At 55.5% G+C, this 19,338-nt stretch carries 17 protein-coding genes; 2 read left to right on the plus strand and 15 right to left on the minus strand.

The window, feature by feature from the left end:
• Positions 1 to 199 precede the first annotated feature (199 nt).
• The 10 genes from PYL13_RS00250 to PYL13_RS00295 all read right to left on the minus strand — a co-directional run bounded on the left by PYL13_RS00250 (position 200) and on the right by PYL13_RS00295 (position 12,687).
• Positions 200 to 2,221: a sensor histidine kinase gene (locus PYL13_RS00250; RefSeq protein WP_275643679.1), complete on the minus strand. Its 2,022-nt coding sequence runs from the start codon at positions 2,219 to 2,221 to the stop codon at positions 200 to 202.
• On the minus strand, positions 2,214 to 3,599 hold the full coding sequence (locus tag PYL13_RS00255) for a sigma-54-dependent transcriptional regulator (protein WP_441296611.1): 1,386 nt from the start codon (positions 3,597 to 3,599) through the stop codon (positions 2,214 to 2,216). The genes PYL13_RS00250 and PYL13_RS00255 overlap by 8 nt, the downstream gene beginning before the upstream one ends.
• Before the next feature lie 69 nt (positions 3,600 to 3,668).
• Entirely contained in the window at positions 3,669 to 4,493 is an 825-nt protein-coding gene (gene fdhD / locus PYL13_RS00260; protein ID WP_275643677.1) for a formate dehydrogenase accessory sulfurtransferase FdhD, read from the minus strand.
• Between the two features lie 254 nt (positions 4,494 to 4,747).
• Entirely contained in the window at positions 4,748 to 5,158 is a 411-nt protein-coding gene (locus PYL13_RS00265; protein ID WP_250984301.1) for a F0F1 ATP synthase subunit epsilon, read from the minus strand.
• 75 nt (positions 5,159 to 5,233) lie between these two features.
• On the minus strand, positions 5,234 to 6,691 hold the full coding sequence (atpD, locus tag PYL13_RS00270; RefSeq protein WP_192490388.1) for a F0F1 ATP synthase subunit beta: 1,458 nt from the start codon (positions 6,689 to 6,691) through the stop codon (positions 5,234 to 5,236).
• A gap of 24 nt (positions 6,692 to 6,715) precedes the next feature.
• Positions 6,716 to 7,594 carry a F0F1 ATP synthase subunit gamma gene (locus tag PYL13_RS00275; protein ID WP_192490389.1) on the minus strand — a complete coding sequence of 293 codons (879 nt, stop codon included), beginning with the start codon at positions 7,592 to 7,594 and terminating at the stop codon, positions 6,716 to 6,718.
• Positions 7,595 to 7,622: 28 nt separating this feature from the next.
• A complete protein-coding gene (gene atpA, locus PYL13_RS00280; RefSeq protein ID WP_192490390.1) occupies positions 7,623 to 9,152 on the minus strand; it encodes a F0F1 ATP synthase subunit alpha in 1,530 nt (509 codons plus the stop codon).
• Complete coding sequence (locus PYL13_RS00285) at positions 9,152 to 9,718, minus strand: F0F1 ATP synthase subunit delta (RefSeq protein WP_192490391.1); 567 nt, start codon at positions 9,716 to 9,718, stop codon at positions 9,152 to 9,154. The genes atpA and PYL13_RS00285 overlap by 1 nt, the downstream gene beginning before the upstream one ends.
• A 261-nt stretch (positions 9,719 to 9,979) precedes the next feature.
• Positions 9,980 to 10,366 carry an AGROH133_08824 family phage infection protein gene (locus tag PYL13_RS00290; RefSeq protein WP_275643676.1) on the minus strand — a complete coding sequence of 129 codons (387 nt, stop codon included), beginning with the start codon at positions 10,364 to 10,366 and terminating at the stop codon, positions 9,980 to 9,982.
• 92 nt (positions 10,367 to 10,458) lie between these two features.
• Positions 10,459 to 12,687 (minus strand): primosomal protein N', encoded by a 2,229-nt coding sequence (locus tag PYL13_RS00295; protein WP_275643675.1) that lies wholly within the window; start codon positions 12,685 to 12,687, stop codon positions 10,459 to 10,461.
• 142 nt (positions 12,688 to 12,829) lie between these two features.
• On the opposite strand from PYL13_RS00295, the gene PYL13_RS00300 reads away from it, so the two are divergent.
• Together PYL13_RS00300 and PYL13_RS00305 are read left to right on the plus strand one after the other, a co-directional pair.
• Positions 12,830 to 13,765, plus strand: coding sequence for a tyrosine recombinase XerC (locus PYL13_RS00300; protein WP_275643674.1), 936 nt, complete (start codon positions 12,830 to 12,832; stop codon positions 13,763 to 13,765).
• Between the two features lie 100 nt (positions 13,766 to 13,865).
• Positions 13,866 to 14,957, plus strand: a complete 1,092-nt coding sequence (locus tag PYL13_RS00305; protein WP_441296612.1) for a TraB/GumN family protein — start codon at positions 13,866 to 13,868, stop codon at positions 14,955 to 14,957.
• A gap of 3 nt (positions 14,958 to 14,960) precedes the next feature.
• On the opposite strand, the gene PYL13_RS00310 is transcribed toward PYL13_RS00305, so the two are convergent.
• The 5 genes from PYL13_RS00310 to odhB form a co-directional block, all read right to left on the minus strand.
• Positions 14,961 to 15,431 carry a DUF2867 domain-containing protein gene (locus PYL13_RS00310; RefSeq protein WP_275643673.1) on the minus strand — a complete coding sequence of 157 codons (471 nt, stop codon included), beginning with the start codon at positions 15,429 to 15,431 and terminating at the stop codon, positions 14,961 to 14,963.
• Positions 15,432 to 15,535: 104 nt separating this feature from the next.
• The gene (gene lpdA / locus PYL13_RS00315; protein WP_275643672.1) at positions 15,536 to 16,942 is read right to left on the minus strand and encodes a dihydrolipoyl dehydrogenase; all 1,407 of its coding nucleotides are present in this window, start codon (positions 16,940 to 16,942) and stop codon (positions 15,536 to 15,538) included.
• A gap of 58 nt (positions 16,943 to 17,000) precedes the next feature.
• A complete protein-coding gene (locus tag PYL13_RS00320; RefSeq protein ID WP_275643671.1) occupies positions 17,001 to 17,645 on the minus strand; it encodes a LysE family translocator in 645 nt (214 codons plus the stop codon).
• A gap of 12 nt (positions 17,646 to 17,657) precedes the next feature.
• Complete coding sequence (locus PYL13_RS00325) at positions 17,658 to 18,068, minus strand: MAPEG family protein (protein ID WP_275643670.1); 411 nt, start codon at positions 18,066 to 18,068, stop codon at positions 17,658 to 17,660.
• An 18-nt stretch (positions 18,069 to 18,086) separates the two neighbouring features.
• Positions 18,087 to 19,319 (minus strand): 2-oxoglutarate dehydrogenase complex dihydrolipoyllysine-residue succinyltransferase, encoded by a 1,233-nt coding sequence (gene odhB, locus PYL13_RS00330; RefSeq protein ID WP_275643669.1) that lies wholly within the window; start codon positions 19,317 to 19,319, stop codon positions 18,087 to 18,089.
• Between the last annotated feature and the right edge of the window lie 19 nt (positions 19,320 to 19,338).

The raw sequence follows: 19,338 nt of genomic DNA on the forward strand, positions 1-19,338 counted from the left end.
TCCTAAAACCCGCCCATTTCGCTTGTTCCGAATTGCGTTTTGACAACTGCAAAGATCGTGCCAAAAATAAAACCACGGAATTTCAATGAATTAGAATAAAATTCCGCCGCATTTCGGACAAAATGTCCGTGGCAATGCGACAAAGTGTCCAGGTGGTGCGACAAAATCGCGCCCGGACAGCAGGTCTGATATGGGAGATTTATTGCGCTTCAGGTAGCCAGACCGTGAAGGTCGTTCCTGTTCCGGGCGTGCTTTCAGCGGTAATGATACCGCCTTGACGGATCACCAGCATCTGGCTGACCGATAGACCAAGCCCTGTACCTTCCTGCCGTTTGGTGGTGAAAAACGGTTCAAAAATTCGAGCGAGAACATCCTGATCCATGCCGATTCCGGTGTCGGACACTGTCAGCACAACACCAGCTCGCTCGTCACGCTCTGCATCATGGCAGCCAAGACCTAACGTGCCGCCATGCGGCATTGCGTGAGCGGCATTGACGATCAGATTGACCAGCACCTGCTGCAACTCGGTGCGGTTCATCAACACCAACCGCCTGACATTGTCATCACGCACGACATTGATACCGCTGCGGTTCAGCACGTGCTGAACCAGTGGCATAGTATCGGTCATGATATGGGCCGGGTCATGCCGTTCAACATAACCGGCGAATTCTTCTGGTCGCGCAAATTGCAGCAGCTTGGTGACAATACGGCTTATGCGCTCGACCTGCTCATCAATCAGTCGAAACTCGGTTTTGGCCAGATCGGCGTTTTCACCGATCAGATAACGCGCCACCTCGAGATTGCCCTGAATGACGGCAATCGGATTGTTGATCTCATGGGCAACGCCGGCAGTGATCTCTCCTACCGTGGCCAGCTTTTCAGAAATCACCAGCTGTTTCGTGGTGGCTTCCAGCTGATGGTTGGCAAGCTGCAATTCCCGCGTCCGTTCGTCAACACGCACATTCAGCTCTTCATTCCAAGCGCGCAGTTCACCTTCACGCTCCTGCAGGCGCTGCAGCAAATCATCCAGATGAACAGCCACCTGCCCGATTTCATCATGCGTGGCAGGCAGCCCGGTTCGCGCACCAAGATCACCCTCATCCACACGGGCGATGGTCTCGGTCATTCTCTCCAGTGGTTTGAAGATGCTGCGCGCCCACCGCAAGAACACCGGAATGCTCATCAAGGTTATCGCAAGAAACGCAATAATCACCGCGGCGACCGTTTCATATTTGGCGCGGGCGAATGGCGCTTCCAGAAATCCGACGTAGAGCATGCCCGCACGATTGCCGTAACTGTCGACCAGCGGTTCATAGGCGGAGACATACCAGTCGTTTACGACAAAGGCGCTGTCGAGCCACACGCGCCCTTCACCCAGCACCGCAGTCCGCACGGCGTTGGATACCTGCGTTCCCAATGCCCGCTTCCCTTCGAAAAGACGGACATTGGTGCTGATGCGGACATCATCCAGAAACAGCGTTGCCGTACCCTGACTGCCCTCCGGCAGACTGGCTTCCTTGTAGACCAGATCATTGATCGTATCGATGAAATCGAGATTCTGGTTGAGAAGTTTGCCACCGACAAGAGCCAGACGCCGGCCAGGCGAAACATCAATCGGACTGGCGGCGTGAATGGCGAGACCGCGTGTTTCCCAAAGCTGTTCCGATTGCCCAGAATTTGGCGTCTTTACAAGCTCCAGGCGGGCGCGTTGCGCCAGCGCAGCGGAAATCTCTCCCAACTCGTCATTGGAAAAAATGTCGAATGCGTAAGCGGCTTTTCCCTGCAGCGCCTTGGCCCGCACGGGCCAATTGACCCGCACACGCGACACTTCCGTTCCGGCACTGGCGGTAACCCGCCCCTCAGGGTCAATGATAAACAGGAAGTCGAGCCCCAGCTTTTCGCGGCTTTCTTCCAGATAACCACCCAATTGTGTCGCTGTATCATCCTGCAAGACATCCTGAAGCCGCGCAGAAGTCGCAATGGATTCAATACGTTCGCCGGTGTTTTCGAGAATGGTCGACAGATATTGATGCGCGATGGTCAGATCGCCATGCACTTTGGAGATCAGAAGTGAATCGAACTTGGCGCCCCAACGCACCATCGTCACGCCCAGCAGTAGCGGCAAAATCACCAGGGTTGGTAACAGGGCAATCGCCAGCAGTTTAACGCGGACGGAGCGAACCGGGCTGACGACTTTTGGCTGATGTTGCAGATCAGCCATGCCAGGAGGTCAGCTTGCGATCAATGGTCTTGCGGGAAATGCCAAGCCGTTTTGCCGCCTCATCACGGTTGCCAGCAACCTCGTCGAGCACACTCAATATGTGCCGGCGCTCAACCTCTTCCAGCGTGGCATTGCTGGCAGGCGCAGAAATACCGCCACGTAGGTCCGCAGGAAAGCGGCCCAGAATGAGGGTACGTTCGATCAGATTACGCAGCTCACGAACATTACCGGGCCAGTTATAGGCGAGCAAAGCCGCCTTGATCGCATCATCGACCTGCACGGGTGGCATGCCGAGTTGCCGCGACAGCTTGTTCATGAACAGATCGGTCAGTTCAAGAACATCCTTTTCACGTTCACGCAACGGCGCGAGATGCACCTGCATGACGTTGATGCGGTAATAAAGGTCAGCGCGGAAACGGCCTTTTTCAACGTCCTTGGCAAGGTCGGCATTGGTGGCAAACACAAAGCGAATATCGATCGGCACTTCGCGCTCGGAACCAACCGGCCGAACCTTGCGATCTTCAATGACGCGCAGCAGCTTGCTTTGTAGCGCCACCGGCATTTCACCGATTTCATCAAGGAACAGCGTGCCACCCTGCGCATGCAGGAAAAGACCCTCGCGCCGGGAATCCGCTCCCGTGAAAGCGCCCTTCAAATGGCCAAACAATTCTGTTTCCAGCATGTCAGCGGGAATAGCCGCACAATTGAGCGGCACGAAGGGTTTACCAGCCCGGTCGGACAGTTCGTGAAGGGAACGCGCCAGCACTTCCTTGCCGGTCCCGGACTCACCTGTCAGCAACACCGACGTTGGCAAGGGTGCAACGCGACTGATCATTTCACGTGTCTGCTGAATGGTCGCAGAGCTACCGAAAATCCGATCACGCAGATAGATGTGATCGGACGCGGCCCTCAGCTCATATTTGAGCGCAAAGTTCTCCCGCTGCAACTGGATGCGGTCCAGCGCGCGAGTTATGGCATTGAGGATCTGGTTTGACCGAAACGGTTTCAGCACAAAATCCGCCGCACCGGCGCGGATCGCCTGTATCGCCGTATCCAGATCGGCATATGCCGTCATCAGGATCGTTTCGGCATAAAGGCCGATGGAGCGCTGCTCTGCCAGCCATTCAAGACCGGTTTTCTTCGGCATGATATTGTCGAGAATGACAATGTCGAAATGACGCTCATCCAGCTTGCGGCTGGCCTCAACCGTATCTGATGCTTCGTCGATAAATTTGCAGCGGCTTTCCAGCGTGCGCACAAGGAAATTGCGCATGCCTGGCTCATCGTCCACCACAAGAATAGATGCCTTGGCGAGCCACGGTCCGAAATCGGATTCTTGAGCCGCGGCCTGCGGCTTTGAAACCACTTCGTGTTGCACATCACTCTCCTGCGACATCCGCTATCAGCTTAAAAATGACGAATAGCAGAGCGGCGCCTAAAAGCAAAATCAGGACCCGATATCCGCACCCGCTGCGATCTCAACAATTCTGTGAGCATGGGTGAAAATTTCGAAGTCCTCACCCCTCACCAATGCCACCAGTGTCACACCGGCCTTTTCCGCCGTCTCGATGGCAAGTGCAGTGGGCGCCGAGATCGCCAGGAGGATGGGACTGCCAAGAATAGCAGTCTTCTGCACCATCTCGACGGAAACACGGCTTGTAACCGCAATCATACCGTCGCGGCCACGGCGGCCAGCACGAAGGACAGCGCCAATCAGCTTGTCGAGGCCATTATGCCGCCCTACATCCTCGCGAACAGCCAGCAATCCCTCACCTGGCAGGTAGAAGCCGGCGCCGTGCACGGCGCGCGTTTCCCGATTAAGTGACTGCCCATCCGACAACAGCGTGATCGCAGACACAATGTCATCAAACGTCGCTTTGAGCGTGGCAGCCGAAACGTCGGGAACCGGACGAAGTGCCTGTTCGATCGATTCAATTCCACAGAGGCCGCAGCCGACTGGCCCTGCCATATGACGACGTCGCGCACGCAGTGCATCAGCCTGATTATCTCCAAGCATTACCTGCACATCGTAACCCTGATCGGCCGCAAGGATTTCGATATCGATGATCTCCGAGACATCACGGATTATACCCTCTGTCAGGCTGAAACCAATGGCAAAGTCTTCCAAGTCGGCCGGTGTGCCCATCATGACGGCATGGGTAGAACCGCCATAGGAAAAGGCGATTGGCACCTCCTCGGGAACAGCACGTGTGGCTTGCACCAAAACACCTCCGTGCCGTGATATGCGTATGACTTTCCGCGACGTTTCCATCAAGTAACAGCCCTATTCGCCTGCATGCGACAAAAGCCGGAACAATTGGCAGCATCACGCGCACTTGCCATTGGCTTTCATCAAAATTGGAGCCTAGTTCTACCCAAGAGCAATGGCGCATCAAAGCGCAAATTCGCAACGGCGACGATAGTAGCAGCTGAACATGGATAGTCTAAAAACAAAAAAGCGACCGAAACGGCCGCTTTTTTCTCATTTTTTGTGGGCAGTCATTCTTTCGAACCCGCCCGGTGCTTTCAAGCAGCGACGAGAACCTCATGCAGGTTCGTCAGTTCGTAGAGGTGCTTTTCAAGCTTGGTCAGGTGCTCGTGGTGGTGGCTACCACCTTCGATTTCTGCCTTCGCTGCATCAATACGCTTCTGCAATGTGTCAGGGCTGATTTCATCAGCCGAAACAGCAGATTCAGCAAGCAATGTGCAACCTGTTGGCAGAATGTCGGCAAAACCGCCGAACACCACGTATTTGTGTGTCTCACCAGAGGCAAATTTCACCGAAACGAGACCAGGCTTGATCGTCGTCATTACCGGCGCATGGTTTGCCAACACCGTCATTTCGCCCAGAGTGGCTGGAATGACGACTTCAGTAACCGTTTCGGAAACGAGCAGGCGCTCCGGAGAAACAAGTTCGAATTTGAAAGTGTCGGCCATGGCTATTCACTTCTTGTTTTGTTGCGCGACAGACAAAGGCGCGTGGAAAAGCCACGCGCCCTTCTTAAAGCATTATCAGGCAGCTTCAGCAGCCAGCTTCTTTGCCTTTTCGATAGCTTCTTCCATCGAACCGACCATGTAGAATGCTGCTTCTGGCAGGTGATCGTAGTCACCATTTACCAGGCCCTTGAAACCCTTGATGGTGTCTTCGAGAGCAACCAGCTTGCCCGGCGAACCGGTGAAGACTTCAGCCACGAAGAACGGCTGCGACAGGAAGCGTTCGATCTTACGAGCGCGGGCAACAGCCAGACGGTCTTCTTCAGACAGTTCATCCATGCCAAGGATGGCGATGATGTCCTGAAGAGCCTTGTAGCGCTGCAGTGTCGACTGAACCTTACGAGCCACTTCGTAGTGCTCTTCGCCAACGATCATTGGGTCAAGCATACGCGATGTGGAGTCGAGCGGGTCAACAGCCGGGTAAATACCCTTTTCAGCGATCGAACGCGACAGAACGGTCGTTGCGTCCAAGTGGGCGAACGAGGTTGCTGGTGCCGGGTCGGTCAAGTCGTCGGCAGGTACGTAAATAGCCTGAACCGAAGTGATCGAACCCTTCGTCGTTGTCGTGATGCGTTCCTGCATCTGGCCCATGTCGGTCGCAAGCGTCGGCTGGTAACCCACAGCAGAAGGGATACGGCCGAGCAGAGCGGACACTTCGGAACCAGCCTGCGTAAAGCGGAAGATATTGTCTACGAAGAACAGAACGTCCTGGCCCTTGTCACGGAAGTCTTCAGCGATCGTCAGACCGGTCAGAGCAACACGTGCACGTGCGCCTGGTGGTTCGTTCATCTGGCCGTAAACGAGAGCAGCCTTGGAGCCTTCGCCACCGCCGTGCTTGTTAACGCCCGACTCGATCATTTCGTGGTAAAGGTCGTTACCTTCGCGAGTACGTTCACCCACACCGGCAAATACCGAGTAACCACCGTGCGCCTTGGCCACGTTGTTGATCAGTTCCATGATGAGAACGGTCTTGCCAACGCCAGCGCCGCCGAACAGGCCGATCTTACCGCCCTTTGCGTAAGGAGCGAGAAGGTCAACAACCTTGATGCCGGTAACCAGGATCTGGCCTTCAGTCGACTGGTCGACGTAAGACGGAGCTTCCTGGTGGATAGCGCGCTTGCCGGAAGTGACCAGCGGGCCAGCTTCGTCAACAGGCTCGCCGATAACATTCATGATACGACCAAGCGTCTCAGGACCAACCGGAACGGTGATCGGAGAACCGGTGTCACGAACGGCCTGACCGCGAACCAGACCTTCGGTCGAGTCCATGGCGATCGTGCGAACGACGTTTTCGCCGAGGTGCTGTGCAACTTCGAGAACCAGACGGTTGCCCATGTTGTCAGCTTCAAGCGCGTTGAGGATCGCAGGCAGGTCGCCTTCGAACGCCACGTCGACAACAGCGCCGATAACCTGCGTAACTTTGCCAGTCGCGGTTGTGCTCGCTGCGGTTTTCTTGGGGGTAGCTGCCTTAGCCATTATCCTTACCCTCTTTCCTTAACCTCAGAGCGCTTCAGCGCCCGAAATGATTTCAATCAGTTCCTTGGTGATCTGAGCCTGACGCTGACGGTTGTAAGACAATGTCAGCTTGTGGATCATTTCACCGGCGTTGCGCGTTGCGTTATCCATCGCGCTCATTTTGGCACCCATTTCGCCAGCAACGTTCTCGAGCAATGCCCGGAAAACCTGAACCGAAATGTTGCGCGGAATAAGGTCTTCCAGAATGGAAGCCGCATCCGGCTCGTATTCATAAATTGCAGTCGTTGCCGTCTGCTCGACTTCAGCGGCCGGCGCAGCAGCAGGAATAAGCTGCAAGCCTGTCGGCACCTGGCTGATAACCGATTTGAACTCGGAGTAGATCAGCGTGCAGACATCGAATTCACCGGCGTTGAAACGCGCAATGATCTTCTTGGCAATCTGGTCGGCATTTTCGAAAGCGATCTTCTTCACTTCGCGCAGTTCAACGCGCTCAATGATGTTCGATGCGAATTCGCGACGCAGGCTGTCGTAGCCCTTTTTACCAACGGTCATGATTTTGACCGTCTTGCCTTCGGCGATCAGCTTACGCGCACGATCACGAGCAAAACGGGAAATCTGTGAGTTGAAACCACCGCAAAGACCACGCTCGGCTGTGCAGACGACGAGCAGATGCACGTCGTCCTTGCCGGTACCGGTCATCAGTGCAGGAGCTACGTCTGCCTCAACCGCCTGAGCGATATTGGACAGAACGGCGCTCATGCGCTGTGAATATGGCCGGGCAGCCTCAGCAGCCTCCTGCGCACGACGAAGCTTCGCCGCGGCGACCATTTTCATCGCCTTGGTAATCTTCTGTGTCGCCTTGACCGAGGCAATGCGGTTTTTCAGATCCTTTAGTGAAGGCATCCGTTATCCGTCCCAGTGTGAACCCTAATCAGGCGAAAGACTTTGCGAAGCTATCCAGAGCAGCCTTGAGCTTGCTCTTGGTGTCATCGCTAACAGCCTTTTCCGTGCGAATGGTGTCGAGAATGCCCTTGCCTTCCGAACGGAGGTAGGACAGCAGACCCTGCTCGAACTTGCCAACCTGGTTCACAGCAACCTTATCGAGGTAACCGTTCACGCCAGCAAAGATCACGGCAACCTGTTCTTCCGTCTTGAGCGGCGAGAACTGTGGCTGCTTCAGGAGTTCCGTCAGACGTGCGCCACGGTTCAGCAAACGCTGTGTGGAGGCATCGAGGTCCGAACCGAACTGAGCAAATGCAGCCATTTCGCGGTACTGAGCGAGCTCACCCTTGATCGAACCAGCAACCTGCTTCATGGCCTTGATCTGAGCAGCAGAACCAACGCGCGAAACCGACAGACCGACGTTAACAGCCGGGCGGATACCCTGATAGAACAGGTCGGTTTCAAGGAAGATCTGGCCGTCGGTGATCGAGATCACGTTGGTTGGAATAAACGCGGAAACGTCGTTACCCTGGGTTTCGATAACCGGCAGAGCGGTCAACGAACCAGCGCCCATTTCGTCGGAGAGCTTTGCAGCCCGCTCGAGAAGACGGGAGTGAAGGTAGAAAACGTCGCCAGGATAAGCTTCGCGGCCCGGAGGACGACGCAGAAGAAGCGACATCTGACGGTAGGCGACAGCCTGCTTGGAAAGGTCGTCGTAACCGATCAGCGCATGCTGACCGTTGTCACGGAAGTATTCGCCCATTGCGCAACCAGCGAACGGAGCCAGATACTGCATAGGAGCAGGATCGGAGGCCGTAGCGGCAACGATGATCGAGTACTGCAGTGCGCCACGCTCTTCCAGAACCTTAACGAACTGGGCAACTGTCGAACGCTTCTGACCAATAGCAACGTATACGCAATAAAGCTTGTCACCGTCAGGACCATTGTCGTGAATGGCCTTCTGGTTGAGGATCGTGTCGAGAATGATCGCGGTCTTGCCGGTCTGGCGGTCGCCGATCACGAGTTCGCGCTGGCCACGACCAACTGGGATCAGGGCATCGATAGCCTTGAGACCTGTGGACATCGGCTCATGAACCGACTTGCGTGGAATAATGCCAGGAGCCTTTACGTCAACGCGAGCGCGCTTCGTGGCATTGATCGGGCCTTTGCCGTCAATCGGGTTACCGAGAGCATCGACCACGCGGCCAAGCAGCTCAGGACCGACAGGAACGTCAACGATGGCGCCGGTCCGCTTAACGGTGTCGCCTTCCTTAATGTCACGGTCAGAACCGAAAATAACCACACCGACATTGTCGGATTCGAGGTTCAGCGCCATACCACGGATGCCGCCTGGGAACTCGACCATCTCACCAGCCTGAACATTGTCAAGGCCGTAAACGCGAGCGATACCGTCACCAACGGACAGAACCTGGCCGACTTCCGAGACCTCAGCCTCGTTGCCGAAATTTTTGATTTGATCTTTCAGAATTGCGGAAATTTCCGCGGCGCGGATATCCATCAGCCAACCTCTTTCAGTGCAAGCTTAAGGGTGGAAAGTTTGGTGCGAAGAGACGTGTCGATCTGACGGGAGCCAACCTTGACGATAAGGCCACCGAGGATTGACGGATCAACGGTTACTGAAACCGTTACATCCTTACCAGTAACGCTCTTCAGCGCCGCCTTCAGTTCAGTTTCCTGCGCTGCATCGAGCGCATGTGCCGAAGTAACTTCGGCAGTAATTTCGCCACGGTGTGCGGCAGCGATTTCGCGATAAGCGCGTACCATGCCAGGAACAGCAAACAGACGGCGATTCTTGGCGACAACTTTGAGGAAGTTCGCAGCAAGCGTCTTCAGGCCGGCCCTTTCGCAGATAGCTGCGATGGCCTTGCCCTGATCTTCAGACGAAAATACCGGGCTTTCTACCAGACGCTTCAAATCGTCACTCTCGTCGAGAAGCGACTGGAATGCATCGAGATCGGCCCCAACCGCCTCTACAACACCCGCCTCAAGAGCAAGCTCGAAAAGCGACGACGCATACCTTTCCGCTACACCGGATGTTCCATGGGAGGTGTCTGCCACTGGCACTTTTTCCCTGCTTATCATCCAAGAAAGACAAGTCGCGTCAGCAACTTTGCCAAATTCTTGAAATCGTTTCAATTTCCCCGAAAAAGGCTAAAGTGATCCCCCTCACCTTTTCGAATTTCGCGGTCCGTCTAGCATAGGATGCCGGGACTCGCAACACGGGTAATAACGGAATAAGGCTTTAGGGCAGCAGGAAAGCGGAAAAAAATACGAAATCCCCATTCCTTTGCCAAAAGCGCCACACCTTGGGCGTTTCAGCCAGCCTCACACTATTCCAAAAACATAGAGTAACGGCAAGGCAGCAAGTACAAAATTTACAACCATAAGTAGGCAATTTCGCCATGTCGTGCCACCGTCAGACAGGATGGAAAGCACTGCACCGAACACTGAAAGACCGAATGCGGCACCAAACGCGAGATAGACCATAGGCTGCGCGAGCAGCAAAGCAGCAGCGCCAAGTCCCAGGTAAAAGCCAGCCAGCGAGGAGCGGATCAGCACAAACCCGTCATTGCGCTCACGGCTGGATTGCAATGCAAAGAGGCGCAAGATCACACCAGGCGCAAACAACATCAATAACCCGATCAGGGCTGAGACCGATGCAGCCAAAAACGCCAATTGTTCTCCAAACTCGGTTGGAAAGTAAAATTCCATGATTGCCAGCCCCTCGCCTCAAATCAGTTTCACTTGCCGACTTACAATATTGACCTGAAAATCGGAATCGTTATTTCAGCGCTACTTCAGCTTCACAGAAAACTCTGCGGGTCGATGTCCACCTGGACATGGATAGAGCCACGTTCCTTGGGGCCATTGGCCAGCATAGCGCGCATAAACCCCTGCATGTCCGAATTGCGTTTTCCGTGAACCAGCAGCCGGAAACGATACCGTCCGCGAATAAGTGCGAGCGGTGCCTCCGCCGGCCCCAGCAAGGCGATGCCAGCAGCCTGCGGCGCTGCAACTCTCAGAGCACGGGCATGGGTTTCTGCATCAGCGCGGGTTTCCGCCGACACGATAATCGAGGCTAAACGCCCGAACGGCGGCAACATCGCTTTTTCACGTTCAATGATTTCACGATCATAAAACGCCCCGGCATCACCGGAGACGATGGCCTGCATGACCGGGTGCTGCGGTTGATAGGTTTGCAGAAGACCATGACTTTTCAGACCGGTACGACCGGCACGCCCCGTCACCTGTGACAGAAGTTGGAAGGTGCGCTCCGCCGCACGCGGATCGCCATTTGCCAATCCCAGATCGGCATCAACAATGCCAACCAGCGTCATCAGCGGGAAGTTATGGCCCTTCGCCACCAGCTGCGTGCCAATGACGATATCGACCTCGCCATTGGCAATCGCTTCCAGTTCCAACCGCAAACGTTTTACGCCACCGGGCATATCCGATGACAGAAGGATGGTTCGCGCATCGGGAAAGTGTTTCTCGACCTCTTCGGCGATACGTTCCACACCAGGACCACAGGCAGCCAAATGGTCAAATGTGCCGCATTCCGGGCAATGGTCCGGTGTCTTTTCGGCGTAACCGCACTGGTGGCACTGTATCTGCTCACGGAAACGGTGCTCCACCAACCAACTGGCACATTGCGGGCACTGAAAGCGATGGCCGCATACGCGGCAGAGCGTCAATGGGGCATAACCACGTCGGTTGAGGAACAGCAGCGCCTGCTCACCGCGTTCAATGGTCTTGCCAATGCCGCGCAGCAACACCGACGACAGAAAGCCGCCCCGTTCTGGCGGGTGGCGTCGCATATCGACAAGGTGCAGATCGGGCATCGCCGCATCGCCAAAACGCGTGTGCAGATGAATGAGATTATAACGCCCGGAATTGCCGTTGACCTGGCTTTCCACCGATGGGGTCGCAGAGACCAGTACGACAGGAAAATCAGCTATTCGCGCCCGCACCACTGCCATGTCGCGTGCATTATAAAACACGCGATCTTCCTGTTTGTAAGCAGGGTCATGTTCTTCATCGACAATGATCAGACCAAGATTGTCGAAGGGTAGAAACAGGGCGGAACGCGCACCTGCCACCACCCGCACCTCGCCGGTCGAGGTCTGCCGCCATACCTTTTCGCGGGTTTTCGGGGCAAGCTCGGAGTGCCATTCGGCCGGTTTTGCGCCAAACCGGTTCTGAAATCGCTCTAGAAATGCAGCGGTCAGCGCAATTTCAGGCAACAGGATCAACACCTGTTTGCCTTGCCGCAGCGTTTCGGCAACCGCCTCGAAATAGACTTCTGTCTTGCCGGAGCCGGTGACGCCATCGATCAGCGAGACAGAAAATCCGCCCTTGCGCTGATCCTCAAGAATTTCAGACGCTGCCTGCTTTTGCGGACCTTCAATACGCGCCTCGACATAATCAGGGTCAGGTTCGGCAACCACGGGCGGGGCAGGTAGAAACACGGTTTCGAACACGCCCTGTTTTGCCAAACCATCAATAACGCTGGTGGAAACACCGGCAGCATGCGCAAGTCCGCTCTTTGTCCAGGTATGGCCCTCAACCGCTAGCTCGATCACCCGCTGGCGTGCAGGCGTCATGCGTTCGGGCCGGCCTTCGCCCAGACGCAGGCCTTCAATCATCGGCTCGGGGTCAAATGCGGCGGGAGCGCGCAGCGCCATGCGGGCCACCAGCCCCGGTGGAGACAGCGTGTAGGAGGCAACCCAATCGATAAAACGGCGCATTTCAGCTTTAAGTGGCGGGCAGTCAAAAGCCTTGGTGATCGGGCGCAGCTTCTTCGGATCAACGGTCTTGCCGTCATCCTGCTCCCTGTCCCAAACCACTCCAATGACCTGTCGAGGCCCGAGCGGAACCTGCACCACAGTACCCGGTTCCACCACCATATCGTCTGGGACAGCGTAACTGTAAGGACCCGGCGCAGGCAGCGGCACAAGAACCGGCACGCTATTGCGCGCCACAGGTGCAGGATCGAATAATGCGCCAAACAGGTCAGTCGAATCTTTTGCCATTGTGCGGCGACCATGCCTTTTCATGAACAAAAAGGAAACTGCAAACAGCGATGCGCGATGCCTTCAATATCGTCAATTTTAACCAAATGCTGATCCGCAGGCTCTATCCTTGTCATCAATTGAACCACCGGAGCGTAATGAGTTGTCCGAGATTCTGACCTTTGCCGATCAGGCTCTTCTTGATGAGCGGCAGACATGGCTTGCCACGTTGCAGGGTGAGCGCCGTCTTTCCGGAAACACCGTTGAGGCTTATGAGCGGGACACAAGACAGTTCCTGATGTTCCTGACCGGTCATCTCGCCGCACCGGCAGGCATCAAGGATATTGCCGACCTACGCCCTGCTGACTTGCGTAGTTTTCTGGCATCCCGCCGTCGTGATGGCGCAGGCGCCCGTTCGCTTGGCCGCCATCTGGCGGGCTTACGATCCTTTCTGCGCTATCTGGAACGCAAAGGTCTGGTGAAGACAGCGGGCGCGAATGCCATTCGCACGCCCAAACAGCCAAAGTCTCTGCCAAAGCCGCTTACCGACAGGCAGGCACTGAACCTGACACAGACCGACACCCAGATGCAGGAAGAACCGTGGATCGCCGCCCGCGATGCAGCGGTACTGTCTCTTCTTTATGGCTGTGGTCTGCGTATCTCCGAGGCACTAAGCCTGCGTGCAGTGGATATTCCAAGCGCCACAAGCGCACTTCGCATCACCGGTAAAGGCGGAAAAACGCGTCTGGTGCCATTGTTGCCGGTCGTCGCCGAAGCAATCGCAACATATCGCAAGCTTTGCCCGTACCATCTTACGAATGACGAACCCATGTTTGTCGGCGCACGCGGCGGCAAACTGCACGCAGCCATCATCCAGCGCGGCATGCAGAAATTGCGCAGCGCGTTTGGTTTGCCGGATACGGCGACACCGCATGCTTTACGACATTCCTTCGCCACCCACCTGCTGGCTGGCGGCGGTGATCTGCGCACCATCCAGGAATTGCTTGGCCATGCCAGCCTATCAACCACACAAATCTATACCGGGGTCGATACGGCACGCCTGTTGGAAATCTACGATAACGCCCACCCGCGGGCGTGAACGGAACGGTCGTGCTGTCACGCATTAACCAATTTCTTTAATACAATCGCGACGTCGCCGTCATAAAAAACCTTTAGCGAAATTACGGGATTGCATGACCATGGCTGGCGGATTGAACACTGAACGTCTTCTTGGTTGGAGATTGCCACGTCCGGGCACCACCATGCTTGGCCTGTGCGCGCTGTTTAACATCACCCTTCTCGCCATCCTGCTTGTGACATTGCTCGGTATCAAACCGGCACATGCACAGGAGGATCTGAGCTGTGTCGGCCAGGATCTCGTCGAGATCATGCAGCGCGATGAACCGCAGAAATACCAGAACTTGCAGGAAGAGGCCGGTAAAGTTCTGAATGGAAAAGGCACATTCTGGCGCATTGAAAAGGACGGGCTTGTTCCGTCCTATCTGCTCGGCACCATGCACCTGACCGATCCACGTGTTCTGAAAATGCCAAATGGCGCAAAGGAAGCCTTTGCATCGGCCAGCACTGTCGTGGTCGAGTCAGACGAAATTCTCGACGAGAAAAAAGCAGCGGCAGCGATATTCGCCAGACCCGATCTGTCGATGTTCATCGATGGAAAATCCATTACCGACATGCTGTCGACGCAAGACAAACAGCGACTGGAGGACGGCCTGAAACAGCGCGGCATTCCGCTGGCATCCGTGCTGAAGATGAAGCCATGGATATTGGCAAGCTTTGTGGCTTTGCCGGCCTGTGAGTTGAAACGCAAGGCGCAAGGAGCATCGTTCCTTGACAAGAAGATTGCCGAAGACGGCGTCGCGGCTGGCAAGTCCGTCAAAGGACTGGAGACATTTGTCGAACAGATACAGGCCATGGCTGATCTGCCAATGGATTTCCACATGAAGGCATTGGTCGAAACGTTGGGCCTTGGTGATCGCATGCAGGACATCATCTGGACAATGACCGATCTTTATCTTCAGGAAGATATCGGCGCGATCATGCCGATGATCACGGCCGCCACACCGCAAAACTCTGGCGTGGATGAGGACGGTTATGCGAGCTTCGAAAAGCGGATTATCACCGACCGTAACCATGTGATGGCAGAAAGAGCAGCCCCGTTGCTTGCTCAGGGCTCCGTTTTCATGGCGGTGGGCGCACTCCACCTGCCTGACGAGGAAGGGGTCGTCGAACTCCTGCGCAAACAGGGTTATACACTGACCCGCGTCAACTGATCATCAGCCGTTGACGGCAACCTTGTGAATGCCGCGGCTGACCTTTTTCAGGGTGGCCGGTACAATGCGCCGGTGAACGGGTGCAACAAACATCATATAGACCCAGCCCAGCCAATTCTTACGGTTCACAAGCGTCGTGACGCTGATTGTCGGATCACTGTCGTGTGCTTCAACGTCTATCACAATGCGGAAATTGAGATGATGGTCATCAAACCCCATCACCGTCCTGTCTGCCGTAGAGGTGATAATCGGAAATCCCCCAGCGCTTTCGCCCGCTGAAAGCTGTACTGTCTTCAGACCGAACCAGCGCACAACGCCATTGCGCAGTCTCATGAGAAACGAAACCCAGGCCGGTGGATTTTCCAAAATAAGGCGCGCTGCCGTAAGCGATGTCAGCCCCTTTTCTTGAAGGGTACCTTCGAAACGATCCGCCCAGTTAAACGAAAACGGCAACGGTTCTGACAAGAGCTTCATTCTCGACCTCTGATGTTAACTGAGGCCAAACATTTACCGATACGCACAAAAACAAAAGGCGGCGAATTGTCGCCGCCTTTCATAAACTGTGAAATCAACAATGATTACATGTGGATTGGCTTGAAGAACGTGGCGAGAGCCGCTTCCTTCACAGCTTCCGACATGGTCGGGTGAGCGTGGCAGGTACGGCCGAGGTCTTCGGAAGAACCGCCAAATTCCATGATAACCGCAATCTCGTGGATCATTTCGCCAGCGCCGAAGCCAACGATGTGACCGCCGAGAACGCGATCGGTTTCCTTGTCCGCCAGGATCTTCACGAAGCCGTCGGTAACCTGCATGGCGCGGGCGCGACCATTGGCCGTGAACGGGAACTTGCCAACCTTGTAAGCAACGCCGGCGGCCTTGAGTTCTTCTTCTGTCTTACCAACCGATGCGATTTCCGGCTGCGTGTAAACAACGCCTGGAATGACGTCGTAATTGACGTGGCCATGCTGGCCAGCCAGGATTTCGGCAAGAGCAACGCCTTCATCTTCAGCCTTGTGCGCCAGCATCGGGCCCTTCACAACGTCGCCGATTGCGTAAATGCCAGCAACGTTGGTCTTGTAGTGAGCATCGATTTCAACGCGGCCACGGCTGTCCAGAACAACGCCAGCTTCGGCAAGGCCGAGACCTTCCGTGTAAGGCTTGCGGCCGGTGGAGATCAGCACAACATTGGCATCGAGAGTTTCGGCTTCGCCACCCTTTACAGGCTCGAAGACAACCTTTGCGCCGTCAGCCGTTTTTTCAACGGCAGTAACCTTGGCGCCGAGCTTGAAGTCCAAGCCCTGCTTGGCCAGCAGACGCTGAGCCTGCTTGGACACTTCGCCGTCCATGCCGCCGAGAATGTTGTCGAGATATTCAACAACGGTCACCTTGGCTCCGAGACGCGACCAAACGGAACCGAGCTCGAGACCGATAACACCGCCGCCGACAACGATCAGCTTTTCAGGAACCTTGGTGAGCGCAATGGCGCCGGTCGAGGACACGATGGTCTGCTCATCGATTTCAACATTGACGCCAGGAATGCCAGCAACGTCAGAACCGGTCGCAATAACGATGTTCTTGGCTTCGATTTCCTGAACTTCGCCCTTGTCGTTGGTCACGGAAACCTTGCTGGCAGCCACAACCTTGCCGGTGCCCTGGAAAGCATCGATCTTGTTCTTCTTGAACAGGAAGGAAACGCCATCGACGTTGGCTTTCACCACACCGTCCTTGTGCGCCATCATCTTTTCAATGTTGAGCTTTGGTGCGGCGACTTCAACGCCCAGCGAATCCAGACCGTGTGCGACATGCGCGAAGGTTTCGGATGCATGCAGCAGCGCCTTGGAAGGAATGCAGCCGACGTTCAGGCAGGTGCCGCCGTAGGTCGAGCGCTTTTCAATAACGGCAACCTTCAGGCCGAGCTGGGCCGCCTTGACCGCGCAAACATAACCACCAGGTCCGGTGCCGATAACAACTACATCATAAGCCATGTTCTAATTCCTGATTGATGATGGCAACGGCTAAACCGTGACCATTCGGTTTTGGCCTTCAGGCCGCTTTTTCAGTGGCAAGTTTAATTCCAAGCACAATGAAAACCACACCACTGGTGCGATCGATCCACTGGCTTGCACGCGAGAATGCCGCACGCATGCGTGGCGTTGTCATGAACAGGCTGACCCCGATAAACCACAGGATCAGGAAGCTAGCCATGACCAGCCCGTAAGAAAATTTGATGGCAATCGGTGTATGCGCGCTGACGACCGTTGAAAAAATCGACAGGAAGAAAAACACCGCTTTGGGATTGAGTGCATTGGCTGCAAAACCCAACGTAAAAGCCTTGAGCGCCGATTGCTGCTGACGGGGTGCAGTCGTCACATCGCCTGTGGCTGCCGTTACATCGGTCTTGCTGGCGCGCAACGCCTTGATGCCGATATAGAGCAGGTAGGCAACGCCCAGCCATTTGACGAGATTGAACAGGTAGATCGACTGGGAAATGACGAGGCCTAGACCAAGGATCGTGTAGCTGACATGGACCATCAACGCAGCGCCAATGCCAAAACTGGTAATGATTGCCTGACCGCGGCCGTGCACGATGGCCTGGCGCATCACCATCGCCAGATCGGCGCCCGGTGATACGATGGCAAAGGCAAAAATCGCCATCAGCGAGAGCAATTCAATGAGGTAAGCGTGCATGACGAATATTCCTCAGATCAAGGACAGCAGCATGATGAGCAATCCGCCAGCCGAAACGAGCCATGTCAACGAACGGATATAGGGAACTCCGAGGAGATAGAGCGGAATATAGGCGATACGCGCCGCAAACCATATCCACCCGCCTACCAGGCCCCAACCTGAAGCGTCACCCACAAAAGCAACACCAAGGATCAGCCCCATAAAGGCTGGGTAGGTTTCTTTGTAATTTTCCAAGGCGCGTTCGGCCCTACCAGCGAGCACGCCTGTCGGCTTTTTACCTTCGTCACGCGGGCCTGCATTCCATGCAGACCCGAGTTCCTTGGTCGCAAGCATGCCCTGCAACCCGATATGCAAGAAGAGAAGAATGACACTGAGAGCCAACAGCACCATGTATGGCCCGTTTTCGCTTGCCAGCGTTTCCATTCTGCTCCTCCTTTTTTCTTAGAGATCGAGAACCAGACGTTCTGGATCTTCCAGGCTTTCCTTGACGCGAACGAGGAAGGTCACGGCTTCCTTGCCGTCAACGATACGGTGATCGTAAGACAGTGCGAGATACATCATCGGGCGGATGACAACCTGACCGCCGATAGCAACCGGACGCTCCTGGATCTTGTGCATGCCGAGAATACCGGACTGCGGAGCGTTGAGGATCGGCGAAGACATCAGCGAACCGTAAACACCACCATTGGTGATGGTGAAGGTGCCGCCCTGCATGTCAGCCATGCTGAGCGAACCGTCACGGGCTGCCTTTGCAAGACGACCGAGTTCCTTTTCAACGCCAGCAATAGAACGCTGGTCAGCGTCACGGATAACCGGAACAACCAGACCCTTGTCGGTGCCGACGGCCATGCCAACGTGACAATAGTTCTTGTAGATGATGTCGGTGCCATCGATCTCGGCGTTAACTGCAGGCAGTTCCTTCAACGCGTGAGTAACAGCCTTGGTGAAGAAGCCCATGAAGCCAAGCTTCACGCCGTGCTTCTTTTCAAACACGTCCTTGTAGCGGTTACGCAGATCCATAACGGCCGACATGTCCACCTCGTTGTAGGTGGTCAGCATGGCTGCGGTGTTCTGTGCATCCTTCAGACGCTTTGCAATCGTCTGACGCAGTCGGGTCATCTTTACGCGCTCTTCACGTACACCGTCTTCAGCCGAAGACACTGGACGTGGTGCAGAGACGGGAGCAGCGGCAACAGGAGCCGAACCGCCCTTGGCAACAGCAGCCAGAACATCGCCCTTGAGAACCTGGCCACGCTTGCCAGAACCGTCGATATCCGCAGTCGAGATGTTGTTGTCGGCAGCAACCTTTGCAGCAGCCGGAGCAGCAGGCATGGAGCCGGTTGCAGGTGCAGCAGCGGCAGCAGGTGCAGGCGCCGAAACAGCAGCAGCTGGTGCGGAAGCAGCAGCCGCAGGTGCGGTCGTTGCAGCGCCAGCAGCACCTTCAGCGATCTGGCCGAGCAATGCGTCGAGGCCGACCGTTTCGCCGTTCTGCGCAACGATTTCCGTCAGAACGCCAGAGGTCGGCGAAGGCACTTCAACAGTTACCTTGTCGGTTTCGAGTTCAACCAGAGGCTCGTCAGCCTTGACGAAGTCGCCAACTTTCTTGAACCAGGTCCCGACAGTCGCTTCGCTGACGGACTCTCCCAGAGTTGGTACGCGGATTTCAGTGGCCATAATCTTGTTCCGTTTATAG

Origin of the sequence: Agrobacterium sp. Azo12 (assembly GCF_029193765.2) — a bacterium.
Lineage (GTDB): Bacteria > Pseudomonadota > Alphaproteobacteria > Rhizobiales > Rhizobiaceae > Agrobacterium.

Excerpts from the sequence above, each read along its gene's own strand:
- PYL13_RS00250 (WP_275643679.1), bottom strand. The coding sequence starts at position 2,221 with ATGGCTGATCTGCAACATCAGCCAAAAGTCGTCAGCCCGGTTCGCTCC.
- fdhD (WP_275643677.1), bottom strand. The coding sequence starts at position 4,493 with ATGGAAACGTCGCGGAAAGTCATACGCATATCACGGCACGGAGGTGTT.
- PYL13_RS00265 (WP_250984301.1), bottom strand. The coding sequence starts at position 5,158 with ATGGCCGACACTTTCAAATTCGAACTTGTTTCTCCGGAGCGCCTGCTC.
- atpD (WP_192490388.1), bottom strand. The coding sequence starts at position 6,691 with ATGGCTAAGGCAGCTACCCCCAAGAAAACCGCAGCGAGCACAACCGCG.
- PYL13_RS00275 (WP_192490389.1), bottom strand. The coding sequence starts at position 7,594 with ATGCCTTCACTAAAGGATCTGAAAAACCGCATTGCCTCGGTCAAGGCG.
- atpA (WP_192490390.1), bottom strand. The coding sequence starts at position 9,152 with ATGGATATCCGCGCCGCGGAAATTTCCGCAATTCTGAAAGATCAAATC.
- PYL13_RS00290 (WP_275643676.1), bottom strand. The coding sequence starts at position 10,366 with ATGGAATTTTACTTTCCAACCGAGTTTGGAGAACAATTGGCGTTTTTG.
- PYL13_RS00295 (WP_275643675.1), bottom strand. The coding sequence starts at position 12,687 with ATGGCAAAAGATTCGACTGACCTGTTTGGCGCATTATTCGATCCTGCA.
- PYL13_RS00305 (WP_441296612.1), top strand. The coding sequence starts at position 13,866 with ATGGCTGGCGGATTGAACACTGAACGTCTTCTTGGTTGGAGATTGCCA.
- PYL13_RS00310 (WP_275643673.1), bottom strand. The coding sequence starts at position 15,431 with ATGAAGCTCTTGTCAGAACCGTTGCCGTTTTCGTTTAACTGGGCGGAT.
- lpdA (WP_275643672.1), bottom strand. The coding sequence starts at position 16,942 with ATGGCTTATGATGTAGTTGTTATCGGCACCGGACCTGGTGGTTATGTT.
- PYL13_RS00320 (WP_275643671.1), bottom strand. The coding sequence starts at position 17,645 with ATGCACGCTTACCTCATTGAATTGCTCTCGCTGATGGCGATTTTTGCC.
- PYL13_RS00325 (WP_275643670.1), bottom strand. The coding sequence starts at position 18,068 with ATGGAAACGCTGGCAAGCGAAAACGGGCCATACATGGTGCTGTTGGCT.
- odhB (WP_275643669.1), bottom strand. The coding sequence starts at position 19,319 with ATGGCCACTGAAATCCGCGTACCAACTCTGGGAGAGTCCGTCAGCGAA.